At 63.7% G+C, this 17286-nt stretch carries 13 protein-coding genes; 8 read left to right on the top strand and 5 right to left on the bottom strand.

The annotated features are described in order from the left end of the window. Positions 1-88: 88 nt before the first annotated feature. The gene (locus tag AC07Y9_RS01105; RefSeq protein ID WP_102678834.1) at positions 89-2017 is read left to right on the top strand and encodes a transglycosylase SLT domain-containing protein; all 1929 of its coding nucleotides are present in this window, start codon (positions 89-91) and stop codon (positions 2015-2017) included. A gap of 60 nt (positions 2018-2077) precedes the next feature. Here the strand turns inward: AC07Y9_RS01105 and AC07Y9_RS01110 are convergent, their stop codons facing one another. Further along, entirely contained in the window at positions 2078-3853 is a 1776-nt protein-coding gene (locus AC07Y9_RS01110; protein WP_173679755.1) for an ABC transporter transmembrane domain-containing protein, read from the bottom strand. A gap of 346 nt (positions 3854-4199) precedes the next feature. Between AC07Y9_RS01110 and AC07Y9_RS01115 the strand changes: the two genes are divergently transcribed. Continuing rightward, positions 4200-4379 (top strand): PA1571 family protein, encoded by a 180-nt coding sequence (locus AC07Y9_RS01115; RefSeq protein WP_007921326.1) that lies wholly within the window; start codon positions 4200-4202, stop codon positions 4377-4379. Between the two features lie 98 nt (positions 4380-4477). Here the strand turns inward: AC07Y9_RS01115 and pdxB are convergent, their stop codons facing one another. Next, positions 4478-5623 (bottom strand): 4-phosphoerythronate dehydrogenase PdxB, encoded by a 1146-nt coding sequence (gene pdxB / locus AC07Y9_RS01120; protein WP_102678833.1) that lies wholly within the window; start codon positions 5621-5623, stop codon positions 4478-4480. A gap of 179 nt (positions 5624-5802) precedes the next feature. Here pdxB and AC07Y9_RS01125 point away from each other — a divergent pair, with 179 nt between their 5' ends. Further along, entirely contained in the window at positions 5803-7209 is a 1407-nt protein-coding gene (locus AC07Y9_RS01125) for an MATE family efflux transporter (RefSeq protein ID WP_102678832.1), read from the top strand. Here AC07Y9_RS01125 and tusA read toward each other — a convergent pair. After that, entirely contained in the window at positions 7206-7457 is a 252-nt protein-coding gene (tusA, locus tag AC07Y9_RS01130; RefSeq protein ID WP_007921329.1) for a sulfurtransferase TusA, read from the bottom strand. The genes AC07Y9_RS01125 and tusA overlap by 4 nt on opposite strands. Before the next feature lie 79 nt (positions 7458-7536). After that, entirely contained in the window at positions 7537-8610 is a 1074-nt protein-coding gene (gene rlmM / locus AC07Y9_RS01135) for a 23S rRNA (cytidine(2498)-2'-O)-methyltransferase RlmM (RefSeq protein ID WP_102678831.1), read from the bottom strand. Positions 8611-8824: 214 nt separating this feature from the next. Between rlmM and acnA the strand changes: the two genes are divergently transcribed. From acnA to AC07Y9_RS01150, 3 genes are all read left to right on the top strand, one after another. Continuing rightward, complete coding sequence (gene acnA / locus AC07Y9_RS01140; RefSeq protein ID WP_102678830.1) at positions 8825-11566, top strand: aconitate hydratase AcnA; 2742 nt, start codon at positions 8825-8827, stop codon at positions 11564-11566. A gap of 161 nt (positions 11567-11727) precedes the next feature. Further along, positions 11728-12519, top strand: a complete 792-nt coding sequence (locus AC07Y9_RS01145; protein ID WP_053260294.1) for a CPBP family intramembrane glutamic endopeptidase — start codon at positions 11728-11730, stop codon at positions 12517-12519. Positions 12520-12690: 171 nt separating this feature from the next. Then, entirely contained in the window at positions 12691-14256 is a 1566-nt protein-coding gene (locus tag AC07Y9_RS01150; protein ID WP_007921342.1) for a methyl-accepting chemotaxis protein, read from the top strand. 187 nt (positions 14257-14443) lie between these two features. Here AC07Y9_RS01150 and AC07Y9_RS01155 read toward each other — a convergent pair whose 3' ends face one another. Continuing rightward, positions 14444-15142, bottom strand: coding sequence for an alpha/beta family hydrolase (locus tag AC07Y9_RS01155; RefSeq protein WP_102678829.1), 699 nt, complete (start codon positions 15140-15142; stop codon positions 14444-14446). A 99-nt stretch (positions 15143-15241) separates the two neighbouring features. Here AC07Y9_RS01155 and ccoN point away from each other — a divergent pair, with 99 nt between their 5' ends. Then, positions 15242-16666 (top strand): cytochrome-c oxidase, cbb3-type subunit I, encoded by a 1425-nt coding sequence (gene ccoN / locus AC07Y9_RS01160; protein WP_009042964.1) that lies wholly within the window; start codon positions 15242-15244, stop codon positions 16664-16666. 10 nt (positions 16667-16676) lie between these two features. Then, a complete protein-coding gene (ccoO, locus tag AC07Y9_RS01165) occupies positions 16677-17285 on the top strand; it encodes a cytochrome-c oxidase, cbb3-type subunit II (RefSeq protein ID WP_007921349.1) in 609 nt (202 codons plus the stop codon). The last annotated feature ends 1 nt before the right edge of the window (position 17286 follow it).

The raw sequence follows: 17286 nt of genomic DNA on the forward strand, positions 1-17286 counted from the left end.
TCACCCGCTGCTGGCAAAAGGCTAAGCTAGGGAATAATCAGTGTTGGCATTGTCGGCACTTGTCATGATTTCTCTGCCCGGATGTCTCATGCGCAGTCGCCTTTTCAGCGTTTTATCCTGCCTGCTTCTTTCTGCCTCTGCCGTGCACACCGCTCAGGCCGCGGACCTCTCACTCCAGCGTCAATATTACGATGAAGCCAAGCGCGCCCTGGCCAAGGGCGACTCCGGTCCGTATTTCCGCTACAGCCAGGTCCTGGCCGACTACCCGCTCGAGCCCTATCTGGCCTATGACGAACTGACCGCCCGGCTAAAGACCGCCAGCAACGCCGAGATCGAAAAGTTTCTCCGTGAACACGGCGACCTGCCCCAGGCCAACTGGATGAAACTGCGCTGGTTGCGCTGGCTGGCCGAACGCGGCGACTGGGCCACCTTCGTCAAGTATTACGACCCCAAGCTCAACTTCACCGAGCTGGACTGCCTGAACGCGCAATACCAGCTGGGCCACAACCTCAAGGCCGAAGGTTACGCCGCCACCGACAAGCTCTGGCTCAGCGGCAAATCCCTGCCCGCCACCTGCGACGCGCTGTTCGCCCAGTGGGCCGCCGAAGGCCAATTGACCGAACAGAAGCGCTGGCAGCGCGCCAAGCTGGCCGCCGAGGCCCGCAACTATCCGCTGGCCAATAGCCTGGTCAACAGCATGACCACCCTCGCCCCTCAGGGCCGGCTGCTAGTAGACGTTGCCCAGAAGCCCGAACTGCTCAGCCAGCCGTCGCGCTTCACTCCAGCCAGCGAAGCCATGTCCGACGTGGTCGGCCTGGGTCTGCGCCGCCTGGCCCGCCAGGATCCGGACAGGGCCATGGCCCTGCTCGACGGTTATGCCAGCAGCATGCATTTCTCCCGTGACGAAAAAGTGGCGATCGCCCGGGAAATCGGCCTGACCCTGGCCCGGCGCTTCGACAGCCGAGGCCTTGAAGTGATGACCAAATACGATCCCGAGTTGCGCGACAACACGGTTTCCGAATGGCGCCTGCGCCTGCTGTTGCGTCTGGCTCGCTGGGAAGACGCCTACCAACTGACCCGCAAGCTGCCCCAGGACCTGGCGACCACCAACCGCTGGCGCTACTGGCAAGCGCGCAGCCTGGAACTGGCCCAACCGCAGAACCCCCAGGCCCAGACCCTCTACAAAGGCTTGGCCAACGAGCGCGACTTCTATGGTTTCCTCGCGGCCGACCGTACCCAACTGCCTTATCAGCTGAACAACAAACCGCTGGTGCTCAGCCAGCAAGTGATCAACAAGGTGCGCAATACGCCCGGCGTGCGGCGCGCCCTGGAGTTTCATGCCCGTGGCCAGATCGTCGATGGCCGGCGTGAGTGGTACCACGTCAGCCGTCATTTCAACCGTGACGAAATGGTCGCCCAGGCCAAGCTGGCCTATGACCTGAAATGGTACTTCCCGGCCATTCGCACCATCAGCCAGGCGAAGTACTGGGACGACCTGGACATCCGTTTCCCGATGGCCCACCGCGACACCCTGGTACGCGAAGCCAAGGTCCGTGGCCTGCACTCGAGCTGGGTCTTCGCGATCACCCGCCAGGAAAGCGCGTTCATGGACGACGCTCGTTCAGGCGTCGGCGCGGCCGGTCTGATGCAACTGATGCCCGGCACCGCGAAGGAAACCGCACGCAAGTTCAGCATCCCGCTGGCCTCGCCACAACAAGTGCTGAACCCGGACAAGAACATCCAGCTCGGCGCCGCCTACCTGAGCCAGGTGCACAGCCAGTTCAACGGCAACCGGGTGCTCGCCTCCGCCGCCTACAACGCCGGCCCCGGACGCGTGCGCCAATGGCTCCGTGGCGCCGACCACCTGAGCTTCGACGTCTGGGTGGAGAGCATTCCGTTCGACGAAACCCGCCAGTACGTGCAGAACGTGCTGTCCTATTCGGTGATCTACGGCCAGAAGCTCAATTCGCCACAACCACTGGTGGATTGGCATGAGCGGTATTTCGACGATCAGTAAGCGATAACGCCTCATAAAAATGCCCGCAGCGATGCGGGCATTTTCGTTTCCAGCGCAAGGTCAGGACACAGACTGGCCATCGCTGAACTGCAAGGCTGCCAGGCGCGCATACAGTGGATTGCTGGCGATCAGCTCCTGATGGGTGCCCACCGCCACCAGCCGGCCCTGATCCATCACCGCGATCCGGTCGGCGTTTTTCACCGTGGCCAGGCGATGGGCGATCACCAGGGTGGTGCGATTCTTCATCAGGCTCGGCAAGGCTTGCTGGATCAAATGCTCGCTCTGGGCATCCAGGGCGCTGGTGGCTTCATCCAGCAACAGGATCGGCGCATCCACCAGCAGCGCCCGGGCAATCGCCAGGCGCTGGCGCTGGCCGCCGGACAGTCCCAGCCCCGCGTCGCCGAGATGGGTCCGGTAACCCTCGGGCATGTTCTCGATGAAGTCATGGGCGTAGGCGATCCTTGCCGCCTCCCTGACCTGCTCCGCGGTGGCCGAGGGTTTGCCATAACGAATGTTCTCCTCGATGCTGCCGAAGAACAGCGCCGGGCTTTGCGACACCAGGGCAAAACAGCGACGCACATCCTGCGGGTCGAGCTGGGTCAAGGGCACGCCATCGAGCAGGATGCGCCCCTGCTCCGGGTCGTAGAAGCGCAGCAGCAGATCGTAGAGGGTCGACTTGCCCGCCCCCGACGGCCCGACCAGCGCCAGGGTTTCCCCCTCGTGGATAGTCAGGCTCAAGCCATCGACGGCGTAACTGTCCGGACGCGACGGATAAGAGAAGCGCAAGTTCTCCAGCACCAGCTCGCCCCGCACCCGCTCGGGCAAGCTGGCCGGGCCGTCGCTCGGCGGCTGGATCAGGTTTTCCGAACGCAGCAACTCGGCAATCCGCTCCGCCGCGCCGGCGGCCCGTTGCAGCTCGCCGATCACCTCGCTCAAGGTGCCGAAGGCACTGCCGACGATCAGGCTGTAGAAGACAAAGGCCGCCAGCTCGCCACTGGAAATACGCCCGGCGATCACATCCATGCCGCCGACCCAGAGCATCACCCCGACCGCTCCCAGCACCAGCACGATCACCAGGGTGATCAGCCAGGCGCGCTGGACGATACGCCGGCGCGCGGTGTTGAACGCCTCTTCCACCGTCTGGGCAAAGCGTTGCTCATCCTGGGGCTGGTGGTTATAGGCCTGGACGGTCTTGATCTGGCCCAGGGTTTCCGCCACGTAGCTGCCGACATCGGCAATACGGTCCTGGCTCAAGCGCGACAGGCTGCGCACCCGGCGGCCGAAAATCAGGATCGGCGCCAACACCAGGGGCAAGGCGATCACCACGATGCTGGTGAGCTTGGGGTTGGTGACAAACAGCAGCACGATGCCGCCGATGACCATCAGCGCATTACGCAAAAACAGCGAGAGCGACGAGCCGATCACCGATTGCAGCAAGGTGGTATCGGCGGTCAGCCGCGACTGGATCTCCGAGCTGCGATTGTTCTCATAGAACCCCGGGTGCAGGTAGATCAGATGGTTGAACACCTGCCGACGGATGTCCGCCACGCAACGCTCGCCAATCCATGACACCAGGTAGAAACGCACGAACGTCCCCACCGCCAGCCCCAGCACCAATAACAGAAACAGGCCGATGGACTGGTTGAGCAAATCCGGCGACCCGGTCATGAAGCCCCGGTCCACCAACAGGCGGATGCCCTGCCCCATGGACAAGGTGATGCCCGCGGTCACCACCAGCGCCAGCAACGCCCCCAGGGCCTGCCAGCGATAAGGCGCGATGAAACGACTGGCCAGGCGAATCGCCCGGCGTTGACGCGAAGAAAGCATGAAGTTCATCCGGGAGCACACCTGGGAACGGCCCCGCCCCATTCACCGCCGCGTGACCCAGCAAGGCGATGAGGTTGAGCGCTGTTTGTCGGAACCGATTTTCCTGGAAACTGTTTCTTGGAACCTGCATTTCCTGGAACTTGGGTAAATCAAAATGAGTCAGGTTAATTATGTCCGCCAACACTAGAGCCTAGATGCTATTGGTCTAAGGTCCGAGTGGAAGTCCACAGACATTTCTGTTGGACTGAGGACTCCCCGGATAGAAAACGCCGTAGTGGGACCTTGCAGGGAGTTGTCACAGCTTGGTCACCTGGCGGTTTTAAAGTAAGCGCACAACCTGATGAGGAGACAGGCCATGTCCTTGCAAAACAGCAGCAATGACAAGATTGAAGTGATTCGTACCCACCCCGACCAGTCTCTGGGATGCGCCATCATCGACGCCCAGGGTCGCGAAGTACCGATCACCGAAGACATGATCCAGAACGCCTGCCGCGAACTGGAAAAGCGACTGGTCAAGCCTGCGCAGCAAGATTGACACATAGCCTCACGTCCTCTTGACCCGGCCCTGAAGCCGGGTTTTTTATGCCTGCCGGATTCCTTGTCGCTCCGTCACAAACGACTGGGTTCGAGCCTTCAGCGAACCGACACCGCGCCCAAGGCCGAGACGATCTGCTGCAAGCCTGGCGCTTCGCCCTGGATGCGCACGGCCAACCCATCGATTTCACGGCGCGGCGGATAACCCTTGCGCAACGCATCGAAGGCCGCGCGCTGCTCGGCCACGCTGCCCACCAGGCTGCGGCGGAAATCCGCATCGTCGCGCCGCGGGTCGTAGACCGCTCGGCAGATCATCGCCAGGGACCAGGCCGGGTCGCTATGGGCATCGAGGCTCACCTCCGACAACCATGGCCGGGGCAGCAGGTCGCGCAAATGAATCGCTTGCGGCTGCCCAAGGTAATCGCACAGCGCCTGATAGATCTGCGCCGTCCCGCGCTGCCGACCATCGAGGCTGTAACCGGCGATGTGCGGCGTAGCCAGTACGCACAGCTCGGCCAGGGCCACGTCGACCTGGGGCTCGCCCTCCCAGACATCCAGCACCGCCTGCAAGTCCTCACGCTCGAGCAGCACTTCACGCAGGGCAGTGTTATCCACCACCGCGCCACGGCTGGCGTTGATCAGCCAGGCACCGGGGCGCAGTTGCCGCAGGCGCTGCTTGTCCAGCAGGTGCCAGGTCGGCAGCTCGCCGGCCTTGGTCAAGGGGGTGTGCAGGCTGATGACATCGCACTGGGCGAGGATCTGTTCCAGGCTGACGTAGTCGCCACCTTCCGCCACCTGCCGTGGCGGGTCGCAGACCAGGACCTTCCAGCCCAGGCCGCGCAGCACCTCGATCAGCCGTCCACCGACCTCGCCCGCGCCCACCACGCCGTAAGTGCGTTGCGTCAGGTCGGCGCCTTCGATTTCCGCCAGGGTCAGCAGGCTGCCCAGCACATAGTCGACCACCCCGCGCGCATTACAGCCTGGCGCGCTGGACCAGCGAATGCCCGCCTCCTGGAAATACTCGAGGTCCAGGTGATCGGTGCCAATGGTGCAGGTACCGACAAACCGCACCTGGCTACCTTCGAGCAAGGCGCGGCTGACCTGGGTCACCGAACGCACCAGCAGCACATCGGCGCCCTCGATGGCGGCGCGGTCGATGGCCCGCCCCGGGAAACGGCGGATCTCGCCGAAGCCGGCAAAAAAGGCATCGAGCAGGGGAATATTTTCGTCGGCAACAATCAGCATGGCAGGCTCCTTTCGCGGTGCCGCAGTTTAGGCGTAGAAGGCCATTTTCGGCCAGCGAGCAATCCACTCCGTCAACCGCCGCCGGCACTTACAAATCGACAACAGAGGTTTTTTCCTGACTCATCCGTCAATGCGTAGAATACGCCGCCCTGCGCATCAACCCTGTGGACGCTTCGCCTGTGAATTCCGTGATCAATACTCCCGCCACTTCCCTCAACCGCCCGGCCCGGGTGCGCCTTGAACTGCGCAGCCTGCTGGCCCTGGCCTTGCCGATCATGATCGCGCAGCTGGCGACCACGGCCATGGGCTTCGTCGATGCGGTGATGGCCGGACGGGTCAGCCCACGGGACCTGGCGGCGGTGGCGCTGGGTAACTCGATCTGGATCCCGGTGTTCCTGTTGATGACCGGCACCCTGCTGGCCACCACGCCCAAGGTGGCCCAGCGGGTTGGCGCCGGCACCTATGGCGAGATCGGCCCGATCGTGCGCCAGGCGCTGTGGCTGGCCCTGGCGGTCGGCCTGAGCGCCAGCCTGATTCTGGTCAGTGCCGAGCCGGTGCTGCACCTGATGAAGGTCGACCCGACGCTGATCGGCCCCTGCATGGAATACCTGCACGGCATCGCCAGCGGCCTGCCGGCGGTGGCGCTGTATTACGTGCTGCGTTGCTGCAGCGATGCCCTGGGCCGCACCCGGCCAAGCATGGTCATCGGCCTGTTCGGCCTGGCCCTGAACATCCCCATCAACTACGTGTTCATTTATGGCCACCTCGGCGTGCCGGCCATGGGCGGCGTCGGTTGCGGCTGGGCCACGGCCATCGTGATGTGGGCGATGATGCTGGCCATGGCGGGTTGGACCCGCTGGGCCCCGGCCTACCAGAGCAGCCAGCTGTTCAAGCGTTTCGACTGGCCGCAATGGGCGGTGATCAAGCGTTTGCTGAGCGTCGGCCTGCCGATCGGCATCGCGGTGTTTGCCGAATCGAGCATCTTCGCAGTGATCGCCCTGCTGATCGGCAGCCTCGGCGCCACGGTGGTGGCCGGGCACCAGATCGCCCTCAACATCAGTTCCCTGCTGTTCATGATTCCGTATTCCCTGGGCATGGCGGTCACGGTGCGGGTCGGCCAGGCCCTGGGCGCCGGCAACCCGCATCAGGCACGCTTCGCCGCCGGCGTCGGCCTGGGCGCGGCGCTGGCCTTCGCCCTGTTCTCCGCGAGCCTGATCCTGCTGCTGCGTGAGTCCATCGCCTCGATCTACACTCCGGACACCGCGGTGATCCAGGTGGCGGCGATGTTGATCGTGTATGCCGCGCTCTACCAATTCTCCGACGCGATCCAGGTGATCTGCGCCGGTGCGCTGCGTGGCTACCAGGACACCCGGGTGACCATGGTCCTGACGCTGCTCGCCTATTGGGGCATCGGTTTGCCGGTGGGGTATGTGCTGGGGCTGACCGACTGGTTCGGCCCTGCCAGCGGCCCGAGCGGGTTGTGGGAAGGCTTGATCGCCGGCCTGAGTTGCGCGGCGCTGATGCTGTCGATCCGCCTGGCGCGCAGCGCGCGCAAGCGGATCCGCATCAGCCAGGCGGTGGCTTAACCGGACTTCTTGCGAATCCAGTACAGATAGGTACCGGCCTCTTCCTGCTGGGCGACCAGCTCATGGTCGAGGAATACGCAGAACTTGGGGATGTCGCGGCGGGTCGAGGGATCGGTGGCGATCACCTTGAGCAGGCCGCCGGGCTGCAGGTCACGAATATGCTGGTGCAGCATCATGACCGGCTCCGGGCAATTGAGCCCGGTGGCGTCCAGCGTGCCGTCGACCGGCGTATCGATGATTTGACTCATAACTCACTCCTGAAACTGGCCGGCATTGTCGCGCAATGCCGGCATCGACGCTATCTGTGGCATTGCGCCGCAACCACGATCAACGGGCCTTGGGCTTCTTTTCATCCAGCCGGCGCAGGTGGCAGGTCACTTCTTCGCGGTCGTGGTACAGCTGCTTGCAGCCAATGGCCACACGAATGCCGCGGGCCTTGAAGCCGTCCTCGATCCGCTCGAGCAAGCGCTTCACTTCCGCGTAACGCTGCTTCATCGGCAGCTTCAGGTTGACCACCGCTTCGCGGCAGTGGCCCTCACCGATCCAGGTTTCCAGCAAGGCCGCGTTGCGCGCCGGCTTCTCGACGATGTCGCAGACCATCCAGTCCACCGGCTGCTTGGGCTTGAAGGTGAAACCGTCGGCCATCAGGTGCTGCACCAGGCCGGTGTCCATCAGGCTTTCGGCCATAGGCCCGTTATCGACAGCGGTGACCAGCATGCCGCGGTTGACCAGTTGCCAGGTCCAGCCACCCGGGGCGGCGCCCAGGTCGACGCCAGTCATGTCGCCGTGCAGACGCTCGTCCCACTGATCGCGAGGAATGAAATGGTGCCAGGCCTCCTCCAGCTTCAGGGTCGAACGGCTAGGCGCCTCACGGGGGAACTTCAGGCGCGGAATGCCCATCGGCCACATGGCCGAATTGCCTGCGTCCGCCAGGCCGACAAACACCTCGCGGCCGCTTTTGAAGGTCAGCAGCAAACGCGGCTTGCCGGCATCGTCCACCAGCTTGCCGGCCGCCGTCAGGGCCTTGCGCAGCGGTGCTTCGAATTTCTTGCAGAAGTTCGACAGCTCCTTGCCGTCATTGGTATCCAGCACTTCCAGCCACAGGCTGCCGCAGGTCGGGAAGCTCGCCAGGTGGGCCAGGATCACGCTGATGCGGTCGGTTTCCGGCAGATCGACGAAGACGCCCCGCGCCCATTGCCGCGGGAAGATCAGCTCGGCGAAACGCAGCTCGCGCATCAGGCGCTCGGCGCCGTCTTCCCCGCTGCACACAAACTCGGCACAGGCGGTGCTCGGCTTGGCCTTGGCGTACCCGGCCACGTTCAGGCGCGCGGCATGGTCGGCGATCTCGGAACAGACTTCGCCTTCGAAGCCCGGCCGGCAGTGCATAAAGAGGGTGTTCATCGAATCTCCTGGGCAATGGGCAATGAATCATGCGCAAACCTGCCCGAAGTGCGCGCAAAGCCTGTCACGAAAACCGGCGCATGATAGCCGAGTTCGGAACCTTGGACTTGTCCATAGAGTCCAGTTATTAGCCAGCTACTGAAAACAGGGCTAGGTTAAGAGCTCTGCCCGTCCCGTCAGGTCCGTAGCCGTGCGGACCAAAAGGAGTGATTCAATGCCGTCCCTCGATAGCCTGAAAACCCTTAAAACATTAAAAATCGACGACAAGACCTACCACTACTTCAGCCTGCCGGAAGCCGCCAAGCGCCTTGGCGATCTCGACAAACTGCCGATGTCGTTGAAAGTCCTGCTGGAAAACCTGCTGCGCTGGGAAGACGAAAAGACCGTCACCGGCGCCGACCTCAAGGCCCTCGCCGCCTGGCTCAAGGAGCGCCGCTCGGATCGCGAGATCCAGTACCGCCCGGCGCGGGTGCTGATGCAAGACTTCACCGGCGTGCCGGCGGTGGTCGACCTGGCGGCCATGCGCGCGGCCATGGCCAAGGCCGGCGGCGACCCGCAACGCATCAACCCGCTGTCACCGGTGGACCTGGTAATCGACCACTCGGTGATGGTCGACAAGTTCGGCAGCAACACCGCCTTCGAACAGAACGTCGACATTGAAATGCAGCGCAACGGCGAGCGTTATGCCTTCCTGCGCTGGGGCCAGAACGCCTTCGACAACTTCAGCGTGGTGCCACCGGGCACCGGGATCTGTCACCAGGTCAACCTGGAATACCTGGGCCGTACGGTCTGGACCAAGGACGAAGACGGCCGCACCTATGCCTTCCCCGACACCCTGGTCGGCACCGACTCCCACACCACCATGATCAACGGCCTCGGCGTACTCGGCTGGGGCGTCGGCGGCATCGAGGCCGAGGCGGCGATGCTCGGCCAGCCGGTGTCGATGCTGATCCCGGAAGTCATAGGTTTCAAACTGACCGGCAAGCTCAAGGAAGGCATCACCGCCACCGACCTGGTGCTGACCGTCACCCAGATGCTGCGCAAGAAAGGCGTGGTCGGCAAATTCGTCGAGTTCTATGGCGACGGCCTGGCCGACTTGCCGCTGGCCGACCGCGCCACCATCGCCAACATGGCCCCGGAATACGGCGCCACCTGCGGCTTCTTCCCGGTGGATGACGTCACCCTGGAATACCTGCGCCTGTCCGGCCGCCCGGACGCTGTGGTGAAACTGGTGGAGGCCTACAGCAAGATCCAGGGCCTGTGGCGCCTGCCAGGCAAGGAGCCGGTATTCACCGACAGCCTGGCGCTGGACATGGGCACGGTGGAAGCCAGCCTGGCCGGGCCGAAGCGGCCGCAGGACCGGGTCTCCCTGCCCAACGTCGGCCAGGCCTTCACCGACTTTCTCGATCTGCAGTTCAAGCCCACCAGCAAGGAAGAAGGCCGCCTGGAAAGCGAAGGCGGTGGCGGCGTGGCCGTGGGCAGCGCCGACCTGATAGGCGAAGTCGATTACGCCCACAATGGTCAGACCTACCGCCTGAAAAACGGTGCGGTGGTGATCGCCGCCATTACCTCCTGTACCAACACCTCCAACCCCAGCGTGATGATGGCCGCCGGCCTGGTGGCGAAAAAGGCTGTGGAAAAAGGCCTCAAGCGCAAGCCCTGGGTGAAGAGTTCGCTGGCGCCGGGTTCGAAAGTGGTCACCGACTACTACAAGGCCGCCGGGTTGACCCAATACCTCGACGCCCTCGGCTTCGACCTGGTGGGTTACGGCTGCACCACCTGCATCGGCAACTCCGGCCCCTTGCCGGAGCCGATCGAGAAAGCCATCCAGAAAGCCGACCTGACCGTCGCCTCGGTGCTGTCCGGCAACCGCAACTTCGAAGGCCGGGTGCACCCGCTGGTGAAAACCAACTGGCTGGCCTCGCCGCCGCTGGTGGTGGCCTATGCCCTGGCCGGCAGCGTGCGCATCGATATCAGCAGCGAACCGCTGGGCGAAGGCAAGGACGGCAAGCCGGTCTACCTGCGCGACATTTGGCCGAGCAGCCAGGAAATCGCCGAGGCCGTCACCCAGGTCAACACCCGGATGTTCCACAAGGAATACGCCGAGGTGTTCGCCGGCGATGCCCAGTGGCAAGCCATCGAAGTACCGCAGGCCGCGACCTACGTGTGGCAGGCGGATTCCACCTATATCCAGCATCCACCCTTCTTCGACGACATCGCCGGCCCGCTGCCGGTGATCAAGGATATCGAGGGCGCGCGGGTCCTGGCGCTGCTGGGCGACTCGGTGACCACCGACCACATTTCCCCGGCCGGCAACATCAAGGCCGACAGCCCGGCCGGCCGCTACCTGCGCGAGCAGGGCGTGGAACCGCGGGACTTCAACTCCTACGGCTCGCGTCGCGGCAACCACCAGGTGATGATGCGCGGCACCTTCGCCAACATCCGCATCCGCAACGAAATGCTCGGCGGCGAAGAAGGCGGCAACACGATCTACATCCCCACCGGCGAGAAACTGGCGATCTATGACGCGGCCATGCTGTACCAGCAATCGGCTACACCGCTGGTGGTGATTGCCGGCCAGGAATACGGCACCGGCTCCAGCCGCGACTGGGCCGCCAAGGGCACCAACCTGCTGGGGGTCAAGGCGGTGATCGCCGAGAGCTTCGAGCGCATCCACCGCTCCAACCTGGTGGGCATGGGCGTGCTGCCGCTGCAGTTCAAGCTTGACCAGAACCGCAAGAGCCTGAACCTCACCGGCAAGGAAACCCTGGATATCCAGGGCCTGACCGGTGTCGAGCTGACGCCGCGGATGAACCTGACCCTGGTGATCACCCGCGAGGATGGCAGCCAGGAAAAGGTCGAGGTGCTGTGCCGCATCGACACCCTGAACGAAGTGGAATACTTCAAGTCCGGCGGGATCCTGCACTACGTCCTGCGGCAACTGATCGCCGCGTAACGCCATGCCGCAACACCAACACCGCCTACGGGCGGTGTTTTTGTTTCACTTATTCATCGCCCGCGCCTCGTTATACTGGCCGCCCGCTCGTTCTATCCAGTAACCGCCGACGCAGGTTGCGCGAGCGGCTGATTCCATTCTTTTCGCAACAAGGATTTCACATGACTGTTCTGCCATGGATGTACCTGGCACTTCTCTCCATTGGTTACGCCCTGGCCCTGAGCTACGGCCAACTGGGCCTGCTGGCGGCGGTTTCCGTCGCCTTGCTGCTGTGCGCGGGCTTTGCCGTGCGCCAGCAGAAAAGCCCTTACGCGCGCTACCTGGGACACGGCCTGTTCGTGGTGCTGGCCCTGGCGCTGGCCATGCACTGGCTCCCCGGTTTCTACAATGGCCGGGCGATCGGCCCGCAACGCTTCACCGCCGATGCCGTGCCGTTTTCCATGTACCTGAACCAGGACAAGCCGCTGATCGGCTTCTGGCTGTTGCTGGTCTGCCCCTGGATCATCGGGCGCCGCTCGCTGCGCCTGTCCCTCTATACCACTGCCCTGGCCTTGACCCTGACCGCCCTGGCGGCCCTGGGCGGAGCGGTGTTGCTGGGCATCATCAGTTGGGCGCCGAAATGGCCGGACCAGGCCTGGCTGTGGGTGCTGAACAACCTGCTGCTGGTCACCCTGGTGGAAGAAGCGCTGTTCCGTGGCTACATCCAGGGCGGCCTGAGCCGTCGCCTCAAGCACCTGCCCTATGGTGAAAACCTGGCACTGATGTGCGCGGCCCTGCTGTTCGGCCTGGTGCATGTGGGCGCCGGCTGGCAATGGTGGCTGCTGGCGAGCATCGCCGGGGTCGGCTACGGCCTGGCCTACCGTTTTGGCGGCCTGGGCGCCGCGGTGGCCACCCATTTCGGCTTGAACCTGCTGCACTTCGGGCTGTTCACCTACCCGATGCTCGCGGGGTGACCCTGGCCAGGCCGGGGCTCCCTGGACGGGCCTCGGCTTCGCCGCGCCCCCTCGCCCCTGCTTGCAAAATAAGGCCTCTGTCAATGAGGCACTTCTCAAATTACTGAAAAAAACCTCAATAATTGGCGAAGGCCGCCGACAACCTATCAAAGCCTTGCGGATAGAAAAACCATGCGTAACAACCAGCCCGTCACCCAGCGCGAACGTACCTTTCCGACTCAGCAACGGTTGATCTCCACCACCGATGCCAAAGGCGTGATCACCTACTGCAACGATGCCTTCGTTGAAATCAGCGGGTTTTCTCGTGAGGAACTGGTCCGCGCACCGCACAACCTGGTCCGTCACCCCGACGTCCCGGCCGCGGTGTTCGCGCACATGTGGGCCACCCTGAAACAAGGCTTGCCATGGATGGGCATTGTCAAGAATCGCTGCAAGACCGGTGACCACTACTGGGTCAACGCCTACGTGACACCGGTCTTCGAAGGCCAGCAAGTGGTCGGCTACGAGTCGGTGCGGGTCAAGCCCACCGCCGAGCAGATCCGCCGCGCCGAAGCGCTTTACCAACGCATCAACCAGGGCAAGTCGGCCATTCCGAAACGCGACAAATGGCTGCCGATACTTCAGGACTGGCTGCCATTCATCCTGATCAGCCAGCTGAGCTTCCTGATTGGCGCCTGGCTCAACTCTTCCTGGGGCTTTGCCCTCGCCGCCGGCCTTTGCGTGCCGCTCGGCCTGCTCGGGCTGAGCTGGCAACAGCGCGGCCTCAAGCGTTTGCTGCGCCTGGCCGAGCAGACCACCTCCGACCCGCTGATCGCCCAGATGTACACCGACAGCCGTGGCGCCCAGGCGCGCCTGGAGATGTCGATCCTCAGCCAGGAAGCCCGCCTGAAAACCTGCCTGACCCGCCTGCAGGATACCGCCGAGCACCTCAACGAGCAGGCGCGGCAGTCCGACACCCTGGCGCACAACAGCTCCAGCGGCCTGGAACGCCAGCGCGTGGAAACCGAACAGGTGGCCACCGCGGTCAACCAGATGGCCGCCACCACCCAGGAAGTGGCCAGCCACGTGCAGCGCACCGCCGATGCCACCCAGGAAGCCAACCGCCTCACCGGGCGCGGACGCGACATCGCCGGGGAAACCCGCGAAGCGATCCAGCGCCTGTCGGTGGTGGTGGGCGAAACCGGCCTGACCGTGACCCAACTGGCCAAGGACAGCGACGAAATCGGTGGCGTGGTCGATGTGATCAAGGGCATCGCCGACCAGACCAACCTGCTGGCGCTGAACGCGGCCATCGAAGCGGCTCGCGCCGGGGAAATGGGCCGCGGCTTCGCGGTGGTGGCCGACGAGGTTCGCCAACTGGCGCAACGCACCAGCGAATCCACCGGGCAGATCCACACCCTGATCGCCAAGCTCCAGCAAACCGCCAGCACGGCGGTGCAGACCATGGACGCCGGACACCGTCAGGCCGAGGAAGGCGTGGCCCGGGTGCTGGAAGCCGACCAGGCGCTGGTGGGCATCAGCGAAGCGGTGGCCAACATCACCGACATGACCACCCAGATCGCCGCCGCCACCGAAGAGCAAAGCGCCGTGGCCGAGGAGATCAGCCGCAACATCAGCACCATTGCCCAGCTGGCCGACCAGACCTCGGAGCAGGCGCAGCATTCGGCGCAACTCAGCGAAGAGCTGACCCGCACCGCCAACACCCAGTACTCGTTGGTCGAACGCTTCAACCGCTAAGCCGAAACCAGACAAAAAACCCGGAAGGTTCGCCTTCCGGGTTTTTTATTGCCTGTTTTCCAGCACCACGCGCGTCTTCTGTATCTGTAGGGGCGAAGCTTGCTCGCGATGGAGCTTGGCAGCCGCCACCGTTGTCGCCTTGAAAAACAATCGCGAGCAAGCTTCGCTCCTACAGTCAAAAAAGCGTTCAGCCATTCAACTGGCGCAAGACCTCGGCAACTTTCTGCGCCGCCGCTTCCAGGTGCTGCTCATGGGTGAAGCCTGAGGCCTTGAGCGGTTTCAGGTCATGGTCGGCCGCCGCCAGCCAGAACAGCTCGATAGCCGGCGCCAGCGCATAGGCTTCGACCGCCGCCCGGTTGCCGAGGGCATCGCGCTCGCCCTGGACGATCAGGGTCGTGGTGCGCAATTCGGCCAGGTGGGCGACCCGCGGTTTCTCCGGCTTGCCGGCGGCATAAAACGGATACCCCAGGCACACCAGCGCATCGGCGCCCAGCTCGTCGGCGAGCAAACTGGCCATGCGCCCGCCCATGGACTTGCCGCCAATGGCCAACCGCCCAGCGACATGAGGTCGCACCTGGGCATACACCTCGCGCCAGCACTCCAGCAGCTTCGGCGCCGGGTTAGGCGGCCGTTTGCCACCATCAAGGCGACGCTGGGCCATGTAGGGAAACTCGAAGCGCAGGACGTTGACCCCATGCGCCGCAAGGCGTGCGGCCATATCGCTCATGAAAGCGCTGTCCATCGGCGCGCCGGCGCCATGGGCCAAGATCAGGGTCAGCGGTTCGCCGGCCAGCGACTGCTGCGCGACATCCCAGAGCCAGCCCCGTTCCCGCACGCACTGCACCCATTGATCCCCGTCAATAACAGCCCCTTGCCGTTTGCCCATGCTTACCTCGCTTTTAGTCTGCCTATAACTCCAGAAGAAGTGAGCGCGCCTTGCCGTGCGCAGTCGCTTTCACTTCAGCTGAACCGTGGATGGGGAACCATGAACACTTCTATCAGTACCGCCTACAACTACAAGGTGGTCCGCCAATTCGCCATTATGACGGTGGTGTGGGGCATCGTCGGCATGGGGCTCGGGGTTTTTCTCGCTGCCCAGTTGGTCTGGCCCGAACTCAACTTCAACCTGCCCTGGACCAGTTTCGGTCGCCTGCGCCCGTTGCACACCAACGCGGTGATCTTCGCCTTTGGCGGCTGCGCCTTGTTCGCCAGCTCCTTCTACTCGGTGCAACGCACCTGCCAGACCCAGCTGTTCGCGCCGAAAATCGCCGCGTTCTGCTTCTGGGGCTGGCAGCTGGTAATCCTCCTGGCGGCCATCAGCCTGCCGCTGGGCTACACCAGCTCCAAGGAATACGCCGAGCTGGAATGGCCGATCGACATCCTCATCACCATCGTCTGGGTGGCGTACGCCATCGTGTTCTTCGGCACGGTGATGAAGCGCAACACCAAGCACATCTACGTCGGCAACTGGTTCTTCGGCGGTTTCATCATCACCGTGGCCATCCTGCACATCGTCAACAACCTGGAACTGCCCGTCAGCCTGACCAAGTCCTACTCGGTGTATGCCGGTGCGACCGACGCCATGGTGCAATGGTGGTACGGCCACAACGCGGTGGGCTTCTTCCTGACCGCGGGTTTCCTGGGGATGATGTACTACTTCGTACCCAAGCAGGCCGAGCGTCCGGTGTATTCCTATCGCCTGTCCATCGTGCACTTCTGGGCGCTGATCACCCTGTACATCTGGGCCGGCCCGCACCACCTGCATTACACCGCGCTGCCGGACTGGGCGCAGTCCCTGGGCATGGTGATGTCGCTGATCCTCCTCGCACCGAGCTGGGGCGGCATGATCAACGGCATGATGACTCTGTCGGGTGCCTGGCATAAGTTGCGCAGCGACCCGATCCTGCGGTTCCTGGTGGTGTCCCTGGCGTTCTACGGCATGTCGACCTTCGAAGGTCCGATGATGGCGATCAAGACCGTCAACGCCCTCTCCCACTACACCGACTGGACCATCGGCCACGTCCACGCCGGCGCCCTGGGCTGGGTGGCGATGATTTCCATCGGCGCGCTGTACCACATGATCCCGAAAGTCTTCGGTCGCCAGCAGATGCACAGCATCGGCCTGATCAACGCGCACTTCTGGCTCGCCACCATCGGCACCGTGCTCTACATCGCCTCGATGTGGGTCAACGGCATCGCCCAGGGCCTGATGTGGCGCGCGGTCAACGAAGACGGGACACTGACCTACTCCTTCGTCGAAACCCTGGTGGCCAGCCACCCAGGCTTCATCGTGCGGCTGGTCGGTGGCGCGATCTTCCTCTTCGGCATGTTGCTGATGGCCTACAACACCTGGCGCACCGTGCGCGCGGCCCAGCCTGCCGAAATCACCGCCGCTGCGCAGATGGCCTGAGGAGTCCGCCATGAAACACGAAGTCATCGAGAAAAACGTCGGCCTGCTGATGCTGCTGATGGTATTTGCCGTGAGCATCGGCGGTCTGACCCAGATCGTCCCGCTGTTCTTCCAGGACGTCACCAACAAGCCGGTGGAAGGCATGAAGCCCTACACCGCCCTGCAGCTGGAAGGCCGCGACATCTACATCCGCGAAGGCTGCGTCGGTTGCCACTCGCAGATGATCCGCCCGTTCCGCGCCGAGACCGAACGCTACGGCCACTACTCGGTCGCCGGTGAAAGCGTCTGGGACCACCCGTTCCTGTGGGGTTCCAAGCGTACCGGTCCGGACCTGGCCCGGGTCGGCGCCCGCTACTCCGACGACTGGCACCGCGCGCACCTGTACAACCCACGCAACGTGGTGCCCGAGTCGAAGATGCCGGCCTACCCATGGCTGGTCACCCAACAGGTCGACAGCAGCCACACCGAGACCAAGCTGCGCGCCATGCGCACCCTCGGCGTGCCGTACAACGACGACGATATCGCCGGTGCCGTCGCCTCCCTCAAGGGCAAGACCGAGATGGATGCCCTGGTCGCCTACCTGCAAGTGCTTGGCACTGCGATCAAGAGCAAGAGGTGAG

This window comes from Pseudomonas sp. GW456-L12, from assembly GCF_059424045.1.

Coding starts and splice junctions, on each gene's coding strand:
- ccoN (WP_009042964.1), top strand. CDS start 15,242: ATGAACACTTCTATCAGTACCGCCTACAACTACAAGGTGGTCCGCCAA.
- pdxB (WP_102678833.1), bottom strand. CDS start 5,623: ATGCTGATTGTTGCCGACGAAAATATTCCCCTGCTCGATGCCTTTTTT.
- acnA (WP_102678830.1), top strand. CDS start 8,825: ATGCCGTCCCTCGATAGCCTGAAAACCCTTAAAACATTAAAAATCGAC.
- AC07Y9_RS01105 (WP_102678834.1), top strand. CDS start 89: ATGCGCAGTCGCCTTTTCAGCGTTTTATCCTGCCTGCTTCTTTCTGCC.
- rlmM (WP_102678831.1), bottom strand. CDS start 8,610: ATGAACACCCTCTTTATGCACTGCCGGCCGGGCTTCGAAGGCGAAGTC.
- ccoO (WP_007921349.1), top strand. CDS start 16,677: ATGAAACACGAAGTCATCGAGAAAAACGTCGGCCTGCTGATGCTGCTG.
- AC07Y9_RS01155 (WP_102678829.1), bottom strand. CDS start 15,142: ATGGGCAAACGGCAAGGGGCTGTTATTGACGGGGATCAATGGGTGCAG.
- AC07Y9_RS01145 (WP_053260294.1), top strand. CDS start 11,728: ATGACTGTTCTGCCATGGATGTACCTGGCACTTCTCTCCATTGGTTAC.
- AC07Y9_RS01110 (WP_173679755.1), bottom strand. CDS start 3,853: ATGAACTTCATGCTTTCTTCGCGTCAACGCCGGGCGATTCGCCTGGCC.
- AC07Y9_RS01150 (WP_007921342.1), top strand. CDS start 12,691: ATGCGTAACAACCAGCCCGTCACCCAGCGCGAACGTACCTTTCCGACT.
- AC07Y9_RS01115 (WP_007921326.1), top strand. CDS start 4,200: ATGTCCTTGCAAAACAGCAGCAATGACAAGATTGAAGTGATTCGTACC.
- tusA (WP_007921329.1), bottom strand. CDS start 7,457: ATGAGTCAAATCATCGATACGCCGGTCGACGGCACGCTGGACGCCACC.